This is a genomic window from Microbacterium sp. SMR1 (assembly GCF_003289625.1).
GTDB lineage: Bacteria > Actinomycetota > Actinomycetes > Actinomycetales > Microbacteriaceae > Microbacterium > Microbacterium plantarum.
Genome location: NZ_QMBN01000001.1, coordinates 115,661 through 130,073 on the forward strand (window position 1 = coordinate 115,661; position 14,413 = coordinate 130,073).

A 14,413-nucleotide genomic window follows, 5' to 3' on the forward strand; every position below is an offset into this window, starting at 1 on the left:
GGGGCCCGCTGTCGATAACGTCGAGGCTGTTCATCGCTTTCCGACCGACCGGGGGATCCCATGACCGACCCGAACAACCCGTCCGCGCCGCAGCCTCCGGCCTACCAGCCGCCGGCGTACCCGACGTCGTCCTCCGACGCGTCGTACCAGAACCCGAACGCCCCGGTGCCGGGAAAGACCCTCGGCATCGTCGCGTTCATCCTCGCGCTGGTTCCCGTCGGGCTGCAGCTCGTCGGTCTCATCCTCGGAATCGTGGCGCTCGTCCAGAGCAAGAAGGCGGGCCGTAAGAACGGCCTCGCTCTCGCCGCGATCATCATCAGCGCCGTCTTCATGGTGATCGGTGTGGTCGTCGCGATCGTCCTGTTCTCGGTCTTCGGCAACGCGGCGAACGAGATCTATCAGACCTGCGTGGTCGAGGGCGCCGACACCGTGACGGTGTGGGGCCAGACGCAGTCCTGCTCCTCCGTGCGGTAGTTCGCGTCCCGAAGAGCCCCCGCGGACATCGTCCGCGGGGGCTCTTCGTCTGCCCACCTCAGGAGTCGCTCGGGACGTTTGCGTCCGAGCAGTCAAAGCGCTTAAACTCGACGCCAGCGCAAAGGTTAAGCGCTTTGATCGCCGCGGCGATCCCGCGATTCAAGGAGGAAGACGTGAAGTTCAAGACAGTGGCAGGCGGCATCGCCACCCTCGCTGCGGTGTCGCTCATCCTGACCGGCTGCGGCCGTGCAGACGAGTCGGCGGCCGGGCCCGCAGAGGTCACGACGATCGATGACAGCCCGGCCACGGGCACGATCAGCGTATGGGCGATGGGTGCGGAGGGCGAGGCCCTGCCGGAGTTCGTCAAGGAGTTCCAGGAAGCCAACCCCGACGTGAAGATCGACGTCACCGCCATTCCGTGGGACGCGGCGCACAACAAGTTCCAGACGGCGATCGCGGGTGGGAACACCCCCGACGTCGCCATGGTGGGCTCGACGTGGATGGCGGATTTCGGCGACGCGTTCGCCACCGTCCCGGCCGAGATCGCGACCGACGGCTTCTTCCCCGGCGCCCTCAGCACGACGGAGTTCGACGACCGCGCCGCCGGTGTGCCGTGGTACGTCGATACGCGCGTGCTGTACTACCGCACCGACCTCGCGCAGCAGGCCGGCTGGTCCCAGGCTCCGACGACGTGGGACGAGCTGCAGCAGCTCGCCGCCGACATGAAGGAGAAGGCGGGCGCCGAGTACGGCATCCGGATGCCCGGCGGCAACGACTCGTTCCAGGGGGCGATGTGGATGCCGTGGTCCGCCGGTGCGGAGCTCACCGACGGTGACGCCTGGACCCTCGACACCCCCGAGATGACGAAGGGGCTCGAGTACTACAAGAGCTTCTTCGACCAGGGGCTCGCCGACGCGAACGCCGACATCTCCGCCGGCGCGACCGAGGCCGAGTTCGTGGCCGGAACCACGCCGATGGTCGTCGAGGGGCCGTTCCTGCGCGGTCAGCTCGAGTTGCTCGGAGGTGCGGACTTCGCCTCGAAGTACGCGACGGCCGTCCTGCCCGCCGACACCGGGTCGGTGTCCTTCAGCGGCGGCGCGAACCTCGTCGTGTTCAACCAGAGCAAGAACGCCGAGTCGGCGTGGAAGCTCGTCCGCTGGCTCAGCGAGCCCGAGACTCAGGCGGCGTTCTACGAGCAGACGGGTGACCTGCCCGCTCTCCAGGCCGCGTGGGATGCGCCCGCCCTTGCCGACGACGCGAGCCTGACGACCTTCGGTGAGCAGCTGCAGACCGCCAAGGCCCCGCCCGTGACGACCAGCTGGGTGCAGGTGGCCGCCAAGGGCGACCAGGCCCTCGAGCAGCTGCGTCGGGGCGGAGCGGATGTTCCCGCGGTGCTGCAGAAGCTGCAGGCCGACGCCGACGCGATCGGACTCGAGTGACCTCGATGTCCACCACCACCCTCCCCGCGGCCGGAGCCGACTCCGGCCGCGGGGCCTCCCGTCCCGACGGGCTGCACGCACGGCTGCGCAAGCGTCAGGCGCTCATCGCCTGGGCGTTCTGCCTGCCCTTCGTCGCCGTGTTCGCCGTCTTCATGCTCTTCCCGATCGTCGGGTCGTTCGCGATGTCGTTCACCGACTTCACCGCTCGCGACATCACCTCGCCGTTCGCGGTGAACTTCGTCTGGCTCGACCAGTTCGCGACGCTCTTCGGGGACCCGCGCTTCATCACGTCCCTCGGGGTCACCGCGGTCTTCGTCGTGGTCGGCATCCCCGTGACGATGGTGCTGGCGCTCGCCCTCGCGCTCGCCCTCAACAGCGGCGGCGGCCGCATCGTCGCGTTCTTCCGGGTGGGGTTCTACGCGCCGGTGGTCACGAGCATCGTCGCGGTCGCGGTCGTCTGGCGCTACATCCTCCAGCCGGACGGCCTGCTCAACTCGGCCCTCGCGCTCGTCGGCATCGACGGCCCGAACTGGCTCAACGACCCCGCCTTCGCCCTGCCGTCGCTGATCATGATGGCGGTGTGGCGCAACGTCGGCACGCTCATGGTGATCTTCCTCGCGGGCCTGCAGGCCGTTCCGCAGGACGTCAACGAGGCGGCGACGATGGACGGCGCGTCATCGTGGCGGCGCCTGATCTCGGTCACCCTGCCGCTGCTGCGCCCCACGATCCTCCTCGGGGCGGTCCTCATCTCCGTCGGCTACCTGCAGTTCTTCGAGGAGGCGTTCGTCATGACCAAGGGCGGACCGCTCGACTCGACCCTGTCCGTGGCCTACTACACCTTCCAGCAGTTCGGCTTCGGCGAGTACGGACTGGCCTCCGCCGCCAGCTACGTCCTGTTCCTGGCCATCGCCCTGCTGAGCCTGCTCCAGTTCCGGCTGCTCCGTTCGAAGGACTGACCCGATGACAACCATCCCCGCTCCCGTGGTGGACACCGTCACGCCGCCGCCCGCTCCGCGCCGCCGCCGTCGGTTCGGTCCGCGTGCGATCACCTACACCGTCCTGGCCGTCGGACTCGCCCTGTGGCTCATCCCGTTCCTGTGGATGGTGCTCGGATCGGTCAAGACGCAGGGGGAGATCCTGCGCCGCCCGCCGACGTGGTTCCCGGAGAACCCGACGGGCGAGAACTTCGCGCAGTGGTTCGGGCCTCTCGACTTCGGACACTTCTTCGCCAACAGCCTCATCGTCGCGGTGGTCACCGTCCTCGGCAACATCGTGTTCTGCTCGATGGTGGGCTACGCCCTGGCGAAGATGGAGTTCCCCGGCAAGAAGGTGCTCTTCATCCTCGTGATGGTGACGCTCATGGTGCCGGGGGTCGTCACCTTCGTGCCGCTGTTCGTGATGGTCTCGTCGCTCGGGCTCGTCAACACCTACCCCGCGCTCATCCTCCCCTTCATCACCGCCCCCATCGGCGTGTTCCTCATGCGGCAGTTCATCATGGGCATCCCCGACGCGCTGCTCGAGGCCGCCCGCCTCGACGGGGCGGGGGAGTGGCGCATCTTCTCGCGCATCGTGATGCCGCTGTGCGGGCCGCCGCTCGCGACCCTCGGCATCCTGACGTTCCTCGCCTCCTGGAACAACTTCCTCTGGCCGCTGGTGGCGGCCCAGACCGAGGAGATGTACACGCTTCCCGTCGCGCTCTCGCTCTACTCGACGGGACAGAACGCGACCAACTACGGACTGCTCCTGGCCGGATCCGTGCTCGTCATCGCGCCCATCATCGTGCTGTTCGTCTTCCTGCAGCGCTGGTTCATCCGCGGCGTCGCCACCACCGGTCTGAAGTGACCCACGCGCCGACCTCCGCGTCGCCGCATCCGTCCCCCCACAAGCGAAAGCACCTCATGCGACCCGAATTCCACACCGCGCCCGATGGAACCCGTTTCCGCGACCTCAACGGCAATGGCGTCCTCGACCCCTACGAGGACCCGCGCCTGACCCCGGAGGAGCGCACCGACGATCTGCTCAGCCGGATGTCGCCGGCCGAGAAGATCGGCCTCATGTTCCAGACCGTCATCGAGATCGGTCCCGATGGCGAGCTCCTCGAGACACCGGGCGCCATCTCGAAGTCGCCCACGACCGACGTCGTGGTCGGCAAGAACATGACGCACTTCAACGTGCACGCCATCCGCACGGCTCGTGAGGGCGCTTGCTGGAACAACAACCTGCAGCGACTCGCCGAGAGCACGCCGCACGGCGTCCCGGTGACGATCAGCACCGATCCGCGGCACGCGTTCGTCGAGAACACCGGCGTCGCCTTCTCCGCGGGTCCCTTCTCGCAGTGGCCGGAGCCGCTGGGGCTCGCCGCGCTCGACGACCTCGAGGTCATCGAGCAGTTCGCCGACGTCGCCCGTCGCGAGTACTGCGCGGTCGGCATCCGGGCGGCGCTGCACCCGCAGATCGACCTCCCCACCGAAGCTCGCTGGGGTCGTCAGGCCCAGACGTTCGGCTTCGACGCCGAGCGGGTCTCGCAGATCACCGCCGCCTACCTGCGCGGCTTCCAGGGCGACGTGCTCGGCGCTGAGAGCGTCGCGTGCACGACGAAGCACTTCCCGGGCGGCGGGCCGCAGCTCGACGGTGAAGACGCGCACTTCCCGTACGGACGCGAGCAGGTCTACCCGGGCGGCATGTTCGACTACCACCTCGAGCCCTTCCGCGAGGCGATCCGGCGCGGCACGGCCGGCATGATGCCGTACTACGGCATGCCGGTCGGGCTCGAGCGGAACGGCGTGCCGATCGCCGAGGTCGGGTTCGCCTACAACCGTCAGATCGTGACGGACCTCCTGCGCGACGAGCTCGGCTACGACGGCGTCGTGGTCACCGACTGGGAGCTCGTCAACGACAACCACGTCGGCGACCAGGTGCTGCCCGCTCGCGCGTGGGGCGTCGAGGAGCTCGACCCGACGGAGCGGATGCTGCGGCTGCTGGACGCCGGCGTCGACCAGTTCGGCGGCGAGGAGTGCACGGAGCTGCTCGTCGACCTCGTCGAATCCGGCACCGTGCCGCTCGAGCGCATCGACGTGTCGGCCCGGCGCATCCTGCTCGTGAAGTTCCGGCTCGGTCTCTTCGACGACCCGTACGTCGACGAGGACGAGGCCGAGCGCATCGTCGGCAACGCCGACTTCCGCGCGCTCGGCACCCGCGCGCAGGCGGAGTCGCTGACCGTTCTGCAGAACCGCGACGAGGTGCTGCCGATCCGTTCGGCGCCCCGTCCGAGGATCTACGCCGAGAACGTCGGCGACGCCGCGATCGCGCCGTACGGCGACCGCGTCGAGCGGCCCGAGGACGCCGACGTCGCGATCGTCCGTGTCGGAGCGCCCTTCGAGCCTCGCGACGACCTGTTCCTCGAGAAGTGGTTCCACCAGGGTTCCCTCGACTTCGGCCCCGGGCTGGTGTCGCGACTGGGTCGTGTCGCGACGCACGCCCCGCTCGTGCTGGTCGTCGGCCTCGACCGGCCCGCGGTCCTCACCCCCTTCGTTCCGGTCGCTTCGGCGATCGTCGCCGACTACGGCAGCTCGGATGCCGCAGTGCTCGCCGCGCTCACCGGCGCGGTGCCGCCGCGGGGCACGCTGCCGGTCGAGATCCCGCGATCCATGGACGCCGTGCGCCGTTCCCGGACCGACGTCCCGGGCGACACGGACGAGCCGATCTTCCCGCGGGGGACCGGACTGTCGATCGTGTCGGCGTGAGGTGCGTCGGTAGACTCCCCGGGGAATCGAGGTAGTCATGGTGGTCGGACGACCCACGGTCTACGACGTCGCGGAACGAGCCGGGGTGTCGATCGCGACGGTCTCGTTCGCGTTCCGGCGCCCCGACAAGGTGCGCACCGAGACCCGCGACATGGTGCTGCGGGTCGCACGCGAGCTGGGATACGTCCCCAGCGGCTCGGCCCGGAACCTCGCGCGCGGCCGCACCGGGGTGCTCGGGCTGCATCTGTTCGATCTGCTGGTCGAATCGGCGCCGCCCGTCGAGACGGGGTTGACCTCGGGTGCGGCTCCCGAGCGGCCGACGCCGCCCGGGCTCACCGATCTCGCCGAGCTCGACCTCGACGTCGACCTGATCGCGTGGGACGCCGACGAGGACGTCCGCCGGAGCGCTCCCCGGACGTTCCCGCTCTACGTCGATGAGATCCAGCGCGGCTTCGTGCTCGAGTGCAAGCGGGCCGGCACCGCGGTGCTGCTCAGCACCGGGGGACTGGGGGCGTCCGAGATCGCCGACACGGCGGGGCAGGTCGACGGCCTCGCGATCCTGCCGGGCCCGACGGTGACCGCGTCTCTCGGCTCGGTGTCGTCGACGCTCCCGGTCGCCGTGCTGAGCTCGCCGCTGGGTGAAGCGCACCATGTCCTCGCCGATAACGCGGGTGGTGAGCGGATGCTGGTCGATCATTTCGTCGAGGTCCACGGCGTCTCCACCTTCGGGTGGATCGACGCACCCGCCGGTTTCGACACCGATGAGCGCCGCGCCGCCTTCTTCGATGCCGTCGCCTCTCACCCCGGCGCGCGCGCCGAGATCATCGACACCGTCGAGCTCGAGCGCGCACCGGCGTTCCCGGGGCTGAGCTCACGAGCACGCGAGAGCACGCTGCCCGAAGCGGTGCTGTGCGCGACCGATCAGATCGCGCTCGCCGCGCTCGACGTGCTGCACGCCCGGGGCATCGTCGTGCCCCGCGACGTGCGGCTCGCCGGCTTCGACGGCATCCAGGCGGCCGGGATGTCGTCGCCGCCGCTGACGACCGTGCGCCAGCCGATGGAGCTCATGGGGCGCATCGCCGCCCACCTGCTGTTGACCGATCCGGGAGACGGCTCGGCGCGGCGCAGCGTGCGCGTCGAGGTGGGGCTCCGGGTCGGCGGAAGCTGCGGGTGCCCGGTCAGTCCGTGATGCGGCAGTGCGTCCGCAGCTCACCGATCCCGTCGATCCCGACGGTGACGACGGAGCGGTCGCGCAGGAAGATCTGCGGGTCGCGCGAGTAGCCGGCGCCGCCCGGGCTGCCGGTCGAGATGAGCGTGCCGGGCAGGAGCGTGGCCGCCGTCGAGAGGTGCGCGACAAGCGTCGCGACCGAGCGGATCATCTGTCCCGTCGAGGCGTCCTGCACCGTCTGGCCGTCGACGACGGCCCAGATGTGAAGGTCTTGCGGGTCGGGGACCTCGTCGGCGGTCACCACGTAGGGTCCCGTCGGCGTGAACCCGTCGAAGGACTTGCAGCGCGACCACTGCGCCTCGGAGAACTGGATGTCGCGCGCGGTGATGTCGTTGACCACCGTGTAGCCCCAGACGTGGTCGAGAGCCGTGTCGGCAGGGACGTCCTTGGCCGCCGTGCCGATGATGACGCCGAGCTCGGCCTCGTAGTCGACCGACTCGCTGAGGCTCCGCGGCCACGACGTGATCGCGTCGTGCGCGGTGAGCGAGTTCGGCCACAGGGTGAACACGGTGGGCGCGGTGTCGGCCTTCAGGCCCAGCTCGCTCGAGTGCGCCGCATAGTTCAGCCCGACGGCCAGCACGATCGGCGGGGCCAGAACGGCAGATGCGAACGCCGAGCCGGTGATGTCGTGCCACGCGACGCCCTCGCTCGTCGACGCGTCCGCGACGCGCGCAAGCCCGTCGTCGCCGAGCTCGATGAGCTGCTGCAGTCGTTCGGGTGCGCCGGCGAACAGGTCGCCGACGAACGTGGCCCGGTCGTCTTCGACGAGCACGAGGCGGGGATCGTCGGCCCCCGCGGTCATCACGTGGGCAAAGCGCATGCTCTCAGGCTACCCGGCTCGCGACTCGGTCGCGGCGCGACGTCCTCGCCATAGGGCGGACGCCGCCCGCGCTCTAGGGTGGGGGCGTGTCGTTCCCGTCGCCTCTCTCGCAGCCGCAGCCCGGTCACCCCGGTCCCATCCCGGCCGCGCCGACCTCGCCGCCCGTCGTCCCCGTCCGGGCGCGTCCCGGCGGCTGGGCGGCGCTCTGGGTCGGCGCGGTCCTCGTGGTGCTGCTCCTCGGGCTGGCGGCCTACCTCGTGTCGTTCCTCGGCTGGTTCGCCTCGATCGTGGGAGCCGTGCTCGCGCTGCTGCCGCTGCTGGGAGTGCTCTGGGTCGTCCGCATCGTCGATCGCTGGGAGCCCGAGCCGCCACGGCTGCTGTGGATCGCGCTGCTGTGGGGCGCCGTCGCGTCGGTGGTCATCGCGCTCGGCGTCGACCTTCTCGTGACCATCGCCACCGGTCCGGCGCGTGACCCGCTCCTCGAGGCGATGAAGAGCGTCGTGCAGGCGCCCATCGTGGAGGAGATCGCGAAGGGCCTCGGCATCCTCCTCATGCTCCGTCTCGGGCGCCGCTACTTCGACGGCCCCGTCGACGGCGTCGTCTACGGGGCGATGATCGGGGCGGGGTTCGCCTTCACCGAGAACATCCTCTACTTCGCCGACAGCCTGATCACCGGCGGTCTTGCTCAGGTGTCGGTCACGTTCGTGCTGCGCGGCATCCTCTCGCCCTTCGCCCACGTCATGTTCACGGCTGCGACCGGCTTCGCGGTCGGACTCGCCGTGCGGCGGGGAGCACGGGGCGCCGCCGTGTTCGGGCCCTGGGCGACCGGCCTCGCCGTCGCGATCCTGCTGCACGCGCTCTGGAACGGCTCGGCTGCTTTCGCCGACTTCTTCGCCCTCTACGTGACGCTCCAGGTGCCTCTGTTCATCGGGTTCGTGATCGGCGTGCTGCTGCTGCGCCGCGAGGAGGCGCGCCTCACCCGCGAACGGCTCGACGACTACGCCGCGGCGGGCTGGTTCACCCCCGTCGAGGTCGACCTGCTCGCCACCGGGGGAGGCCGAAGGCGCGCGCTGGCCTGGGCTCGGACACTTCCCGGCGACCGCACCGAGACGATGCGGGCATTCATCGCCGAGGCGACGCGTCTCGCTGCCGCACGCCAACGGGCGCTGACCGGCCGCGACGATCGGGCGCTCTCCGACGAGCGCGAGCATCTCGCCCGGGCCACGCGCCTGCGACAGGCCCTGCTGCGACCGTGACTCTCGACCGGGACGACACCGCCCGGGAAAGACTCAGCGCCCGGTGCTGCGGCGATGCCTGCATGTCTCCCGGGCGCTGAGTTGGCCTGCCCTCATGATCCTCCCGCCGCCGCGCCGCGTCAAGAGGTGCGCTCGGGTGGGCGCCGCGTTGCACCCGTCCCCGCCCTCGGGTTGGATGGACACCATGACTGACGACCGCACCAAGCCCGAGATCGACGCCCCCGAGGGGCCCGCTCCCGATGACCTCGTCGTTCGCGACCTGATCGTCGGCGACGGCGCCGAGGCCAAGCCCGGCGACACCGTCACCGTTCACTATGTCGGCGTCGAGTACACCTCCGGCGAGGAGTTCGACTCGTCGTGGAACCGCGGTGAGAGCATCCAGTTCCCGCTCCGCGGCCTCATCCAGGGGTGGCAGGACGGCATCCCCGGGATGAAGGTCGGCGGACGCCGCGAGCTCGTGATCCCGCCGCACCTGGCCTACGGCCCCGCCGGCGGTCACTTCCTCGGCGGCAAGACGCTGATCTTCATCATCGACCTGCTCGCGGTCGGCTGACCGGGCGAATACCTCTCGACGGGCGGATGCTGCAGAGCGCGGCATCCGCCCGTCGTCGTTCGGCAACCGGAAATTTACATTCGCGGGAATAGGCTGTGCGAGGGTCGCGTTGCCGCCCCTGTACGCCGGACCCCTCCCGGACACCTACGACGAAGGACGATCATGACCACGACCACCGACATCCCCGGTTACAAGGCTGGCACCTGGGTGCTCGACGCCTCCCACAGCGAGGTGGGCTTCAGCGTCCGCCACATGATGATCTCGAAGGTGCGCGGCACTTTCGCCGTCGCCGAGGCGACCATCGTCGCGCCCGAGAACCCGCTCGAGCTGACTCTCGACGCCAAGGTCGACGTCGCCTCGATCAACACCAAGGACGAGGGGCGCGACAACCACCTCCGCAGCGCCGACTTCTTCGACGTCGAGAACTACCCCAACATCACGTTCGTCTCGACCGGCGTGCGTCAGCAGGGCGGCGACTTCCTCGTCGACGGCGACCTCACCATCAAGGACGTCACCAAGCCGGTGACCTTCGAGGTCGAGTTCGGCGGCTTCGGCACCGACCCGTGGGGCAACTACAAGGCCGGCGCGACGGCCAAGACCGTCATCAACCGTGAGGAGTTCGGCCTCACCTGGAACGCCGCACTCGAGACCGGCGGCGTCCTCGTCGGCAAGGACGTCACCATCGAGCTCGACCTGCAGGGCTCCATCCAGGCCTGATCGCCCGGTTCTCTCCGAGGGGCGGATGCTGCGGCATCCGCCCCTCGTCGTGTCTCCGGGGGCGCGTCGGCCGGCTCACGGGGTCGGGTGGGCCGCGTCGTAGGCGCGGAACGCGGGGGCGAGGCGCACGAGGAGCGCCACCAGACCGACGATGATGAAGCCGCCCAACAGTGGCGGGAACCACAGTGCCGTGACGGTCGCGAGCGTCCCGGCGTACAGCGCGCCCAGCCGCGGACCGCCGGCGACGACCACGATGAACAGGCCCTGCAGTCGGCCTCGGATCGCATCGGGGACGGCGGCCTGCACCATCGTGTTGCGGTAGATCGAGCTGACGTTGTCGGCCGCGCCGGAACCGGCCAGCGCGAGGCCGGCGAGGGCGATCAGGGCAACGTTCGCGGACTCCTCGCCTACGGTCCCCGGGGCGAGTACACCGAACGACCCCGCGAGCAGGACGGCGCCGAACAGGGCGATCGTGACGCCGTAGGCGATGATCGCCCTCTCGATGCCACGGCCGTGCATCGGGTAGCGCGCGATCGGTCCCGAGAACAGGCTCGAGAAGAACGCGCCGACGGCGATGGCGGCCGTGAGGAGCCCCGTCGTGATCGCGCCGCCGCCGAGCAGCACTGCGCCGATGGCGGGGAAGAGGGCGGTGGGCTGACCGAACGTCATCGCGATGATGTCGAGGATGAACTGCAGCCGGATGTTCTTCGCGCGCTTGATGAAGCGCCAGCCGTCGGCGAGCGATCGCAGGCCCGGGCGGACGACGGCGCCCTCCGGGCGAATGCTGGGCAACGACCAGAGGCCGAGGAAGAGGGCGCTCATGAGCACGAGGTCGATCGTGTAGGTCCAGCCGTAGCCGGTGAAGGCCACGAGCAGCCCGGCCGCGGCCGGCCCGACCGAGACCATGATCCCCATAGTGATGCCGCCGAGCGCCGAGGCTGCGGGCAGCAGCTCGCGGGGGATCAGCCGCGGCACGATCGCCTGCCGTGCCGCCATGACGACCGAATTGGCAGCAGAGTTCACGACCGCGACGGCGTAGAGCCACGCGACCGTCTCGCCGCCGCTCCAGGTCAGCACCATCAGGACGGCCGTCGAGACGAAGGTCACGGATGCCGCGATGATGGCGACCCGGCGCCGGTCGAACGCGTCGGCGAGCACGCCCCCGTAGAGGCCGGCGATGATCATCGGCGCGAGCCCGGCGACCGCGATCATCGCGACGGCGAACGTCGACGCCGTCAGGTCGTACATGTGGAGCATGATCGCGACGATGGTCAGCTGCCCGCCGAGGCCGGCGAGGGTCGAGCCGACCCACATGCGCGCGAAGGCGGGGGAGGTGGTCAACGGCCGCAGGTCGATGAGGTGATCCCGACGCAGGCGCATCATGCGAGCCTAGATGACTGGTACAGTAGAGCGGTTGCCGTTCGATCGGCCGCGGATAAAGAGAGCTCGCACATCGGGTGACGGGCGCCGCGCAATGAGAAGGAAGGGGATCCCATCTATGGCACTCGAAGCAGACGTCAAGAAGGCGATCATCGAAGAGTACGCGACGCACCCCGGTGACACCGGATCCCCCGAGGTGCAGGTCGCGCTCATGTCGCAGCGCATCAAGGACCTCACCGAGCACCTCAAGACCCACAAGCACGACCACCACTCGCGCCGTGGGCTCTTCCTGCTCGTCGGTCAGCGCCGTCGACTGCTCGGCTACCTCCAGGAACTCGACATCCAGCGTTACCGTACGCTGATCGAGCGCCTCGGTCTCCGCCGCTAAGGAGAGCGACTCCGCGCACAATCGCGCAAAACATTCTTGCGAAGGCCGTCCCAGGTGTGGGGCGGCCTTCGGCTTTTCCCGAGCCCGCGCCGCCGACGACCCCGAGAACGCACCCTCGCCGGGAGCACGCACCCTAGACGGTACGTTCTCGCGGAGACGGTGCGTGTTCGGCGGCGGGTGCTCGGCGGTGTGTGCTCAGCGGTGGGCCGCGGCGAGCAGGTCGGCGTGCCAGCGCTCGGCGACGTCGGGGTGGGCCCGCAGGCGCGACTTCAGCGCGTTCTCGCCGTGCACCCCGTGGATGGGGTTGCTCGGGTCCTTCGTGACGCCTCTCGCCTCCGCGGCGAGTTCGGCGGGCAGGTCGATGAGCGGGAACCGGGCGTCGAGCGCGGGGTTGAAGAAGAACGGGACCGAGATGCGGTCGTCCGGATACCGCGGTGACACGACGCGGTGGTTCGTCGCGATGAGATAGCCGTCGGTCGCGTACTCGAGCAGTTCGCCGATGTTGACGACGAAGGCCCCGGGCACCGGCGGAGCGTCGACCCATTCGCCATCGCGCTCGACCTGCAGGCCGCCCTTGCCGGGCTCGACCCACAGGAGGGTCAGGGCGCCCGAGTCCTTGTGCGCGCCGACACCCTGCTGCGGGGTGGGGTCGTCCTTGCCGGGGTAGCGGACGATCTTCAGCAGGGTCTGGGGCTCGCCGAAGTGGTCGTCGAAGTAGGTCGCGGGGGCGCCGAGGGCCTCGGCCCAGGCACGGAGCAGACGCCGCGCGACCTCGGGGAGGTGCGCGACCCACGCGTCGGTGACCTCGCGCAGCTCGGGCTGCGCGGCCGGCCACAGGTTGGGGCCGATGAGCCGGGCGTAGTCGGGCGCGTCGGGGTCGTCCACCGCGGACCGTTCGGGACCGATGTCGATCTGCTCGCGCCAGTCGACCCGGCCCTGCGTGAGCTCGCCGCCGACGCGCGTGTAGCCGCGGAAGTGCGGGCTGTTGACGTTCTCGATCGCGAGCTTGTCGGCCTCGGGCAGGTCGAAGAACTCGCGCGCGACGCGGTGGAGCCGGTCCTCGAGACCGGCGGGGATGCCGGTGCCGGTGAGGTAGAAGAAGCCGACGTCGTGCGTCGCGGCGCGCAGCTCGTCGCGGAAGCGGGCGACATCGGCGGCGTCGCCGTCGAGCTGGGAGAAGTCGAGAACGGGAAGGGAGAGCTCGCTCATGCAGTGAGGCTACGAGCCGTCTGCGGCATCCGCTCGTTTGTTGCGCGGGATGACCTCGCCGGCCTCGCGCGGACGACGCGACCCCGTCGGGTCGCTGCGCCGGCCCTCGCGGCCCGCGAGCTGCGGGTCGCGGAAGAGCCACGCCGGGCGGGGCTCGACGAGCGGCCGGAACACGCGTCGAACCGGAGCCGTGGCCAGACCCAGGGCGATGAGGATCGACGCGACGACGACGAGCGGCAGCCACACCCACGTGGGTTCGGCGTCTCGCAGCACGCCCGACTCCCGGAACGGGTACAGCACGAACGAGTGCAGCAGGTAGATGTACATCGTGTACTGCCCGAGCCGGGTCCAGCGGTGCGAACCGCGGGGGACGAGAGCCAGGAAGGATGCCGTGAGGGCGAGCGCCACGAGCAGCAGAGCGACCCGCACGGCTCCCGCCCACCATTCGGAGCTGCCCGCATCCGAGTAGCTCGCGTCGTAGAACATCCACTTGCCGAGGTTGATGTCGCGCCATGTTCCGATGAATGCCCAGGCCGCCCATCCCGCGAGCCCGAGCGTCGCGACGGCCGCCGTCACGGTCGTCGGGGTGCGCCGCAGCAGGTCGAACCGGTCGACGACGTCGCGGTCGCGCAGCCACCAGCCGAGCACGAAGAAGGGCAGGAAGCCGAGCGTTCGCGACAGCGAGAGCGTCGAATCGATGTTCGGGAGGTACCCCGAGATGACCGAGATCGCGAAGGCCCACAGGAGCGGCCACCGCAGGAGCGCGAGGTAGGGCAGGACCAGGCGGAAGATCCCGAGCGCCAGCAGGAACCACAGCGTCCACGAGGGCTGGGTCGGGTTGGGGTTCGCGTGGCCCTCGACGAGGAACTTCGTGAGCGTCCAGAGTCCCTCGAAGATCACGTACGGCACGAGGATGTCGGTGATGACGCGGGCCATCTGCCGCCGCGACTGCGGGTCGGACTTGGAGAAGTAGCCCGAGATGATCGCGAACGCGGGCATGTGGAACGCGTAGATCACGAGGTACATCGCCATCGCGATGTCGGAGTCGTACGTCAGGCGCTGGATCGCGTGACCCAGCACCACCAGCACGATGCAGGCGAAGCGGGCGTTGTCCCAGAAGGGCACGCGCCGCTTCGGGCGCGTTCCGGTCGTGCCGGTGGCGGGATGCGTCATCGTGGATGAAACACTATCCCGGGGGAATAGTCC

At 69.8% G+C, this 14,413-nt stretch carries 14 protein-coding genes; 10 read left to right on the forward strand and 4 right to left on the reverse strand.

The window, feature by feature from the left end:
* Window positions 1-60: 60 nt before the first annotated feature.
* From DO944_RS00555 to DO944_RS00580, 6 genes are all read left to right on the forward strand, one after another.
* The gene (locus DO944_RS00555; protein WP_112613691.1) at window positions 61-474 is read left to right on the forward strand and encodes a DUF4190 domain-containing protein; all 414 of its coding nucleotides are present in this window, start codon (window positions 61-63) and stop codon (window positions 472-474) included.
* A 173-nt stretch (window positions 475-647) separates the two neighbouring features.
* Window positions 648-1,913, forward strand: coding sequence for a sugar ABC transporter substrate-binding protein (locus DO944_RS00560; protein ID WP_112615033.1), 1,266 nt, complete (start codon window positions 648-650; stop codon window positions 1,911-1,913).
* 5 nt (window positions 1,914-1,918) lie between these two features.
* Window positions 1,919-2,869, forward strand: coding sequence for a carbohydrate ABC transporter permease (locus DO944_RS00565; RefSeq protein ID WP_112615035.1), 951 nt, complete (start codon window positions 1,919-1,921; stop codon window positions 2,867-2,869).
* A 4-nt stretch (window positions 2,870-2,873) separates the two neighbouring features.
* The gene (locus DO944_RS00570) at window positions 2,874-3,755 is read left to right on the forward strand and encodes a carbohydrate ABC transporter permease (RefSeq protein ID WP_112613693.1); all 882 of its coding nucleotides are present in this window, start codon (window positions 2,874-2,876) and stop codon (window positions 3,753-3,755) included.
* 56 nt (window positions 3,756-3,811) lie between these two features.
* Window positions 3,812-5,656 (forward strand): glycoside hydrolase family 3 protein, encoded by a 1,845-nt coding sequence (locus tag DO944_RS00575; protein ID WP_112613695.1) that lies wholly within the window; start codon window positions 3,812-3,814, stop codon window positions 5,654-5,656.
* A 37-nt stretch (window positions 5,657-5,693) separates the two neighbouring features.
* Window positions 5,694-6,845, forward strand: a complete 1,152-nt coding sequence (locus DO944_RS00580) for a LacI family DNA-binding transcriptional regulator (protein ID WP_112613697.1) — start codon at window positions 5,694-5,696, stop codon at window positions 6,843-6,845.
* On the opposite strand, the gene DO944_RS00585 is transcribed toward DO944_RS00580, so the two are convergent.
* The gene (locus DO944_RS00585) at window positions 6,835-7,704 is read right to left on the reverse strand and encodes a fumarylacetoacetate hydrolase family protein (protein ID WP_112613699.1); all 870 of its coding nucleotides are present in this window, start codon (window positions 7,702-7,704) and stop codon (window positions 6,835-6,837) included. The genes DO944_RS00580 and DO944_RS00585 overlap by 11 nt on opposite strands.
* Before the next feature lie 86 nt (window positions 7,705-7,790).
* Here DO944_RS00585 and DO944_RS00590 point away from each other — a divergent pair, with 86 nt between their 5' ends.
* From DO944_RS00590 to DO944_RS00600, 3 genes are all read left to right on the forward strand, one after another.
* The gene (locus DO944_RS00590) at window positions 7,791-8,960 is read left to right on the forward strand and encodes a PrsW family intramembrane metalloprotease (RefSeq protein WP_112613701.1); all 1,170 of its coding nucleotides are present in this window, start codon (window positions 7,791-7,793) and stop codon (window positions 8,958-8,960) included.
* Between the two features lie 184 nt (window positions 8,961-9,144).
* A complete protein-coding gene (locus tag DO944_RS00595) occupies window positions 9,145-9,513 on the forward strand; it encodes an FKBP-type peptidyl-prolyl cis-trans isomerase (RefSeq protein ID WP_023951826.1) in 369 nt (122 codons plus the stop codon).
* 162 nt (window positions 9,514-9,675) lie between these two features.
* Window positions 9,676-10,230 carry a YceI family protein gene (locus DO944_RS00600; protein WP_112613703.1) on the forward strand — a complete coding sequence of 185 codons (555 nt, stop codon included), beginning with the start codon at window positions 9,676-9,678 and terminating at the stop codon, window positions 10,228-10,230.
* A gap of 75 nt (window positions 10,231-10,305) precedes the next feature.
* Here the strand turns inward: DO944_RS00600 and DO944_RS00605 are convergent, their stop codons facing one another.
* A complete protein-coding gene (locus DO944_RS00605; RefSeq protein WP_112615037.1) occupies window positions 10,306-11,610 on the reverse strand; it encodes an MFS transporter in 1,305 nt (434 codons plus the stop codon).
* Between the two features lie 118 nt (window positions 11,611-11,728).
* Between DO944_RS00605 and rpsO the strand changes: the two genes are divergently transcribed.
* Window positions 11,729-11,998, forward strand: a complete 270-nt coding sequence (gene rpsO / locus DO944_RS00610) for a 30S ribosomal protein S15 (RefSeq protein ID WP_023951820.1) — start codon at window positions 11,729-11,731, stop codon at window positions 11,996-11,998.
* A 195-nt stretch (window positions 11,999-12,193) separates the two neighbouring features.
* On the opposite strand, the gene DO944_RS00615 is transcribed toward rpsO, so the two are convergent.
* Both DO944_RS00615 and DO944_RS00620 read right to left on the reverse strand, forming a co-directional pair.
* Window positions 12,194-13,207, reverse strand: coding sequence for an isopenicillin N synthase family oxygenase (locus DO944_RS00615; protein WP_112613705.1), 1,014 nt, complete (start codon window positions 13,205-13,207; stop codon window positions 12,194-12,196).
* Between the two features lie 9 nt (window positions 13,208-13,216).
* Window positions 13,217-14,380 (reverse strand): acyltransferase family protein, encoded by a 1,164-nt coding sequence (locus DO944_RS00620; RefSeq protein ID WP_112613707.1) that lies wholly within the window; start codon window positions 14,378-14,380, stop codon window positions 13,217-13,219.
* Window positions 14,381-14,413 lie beyond the last annotated feature (33 nt).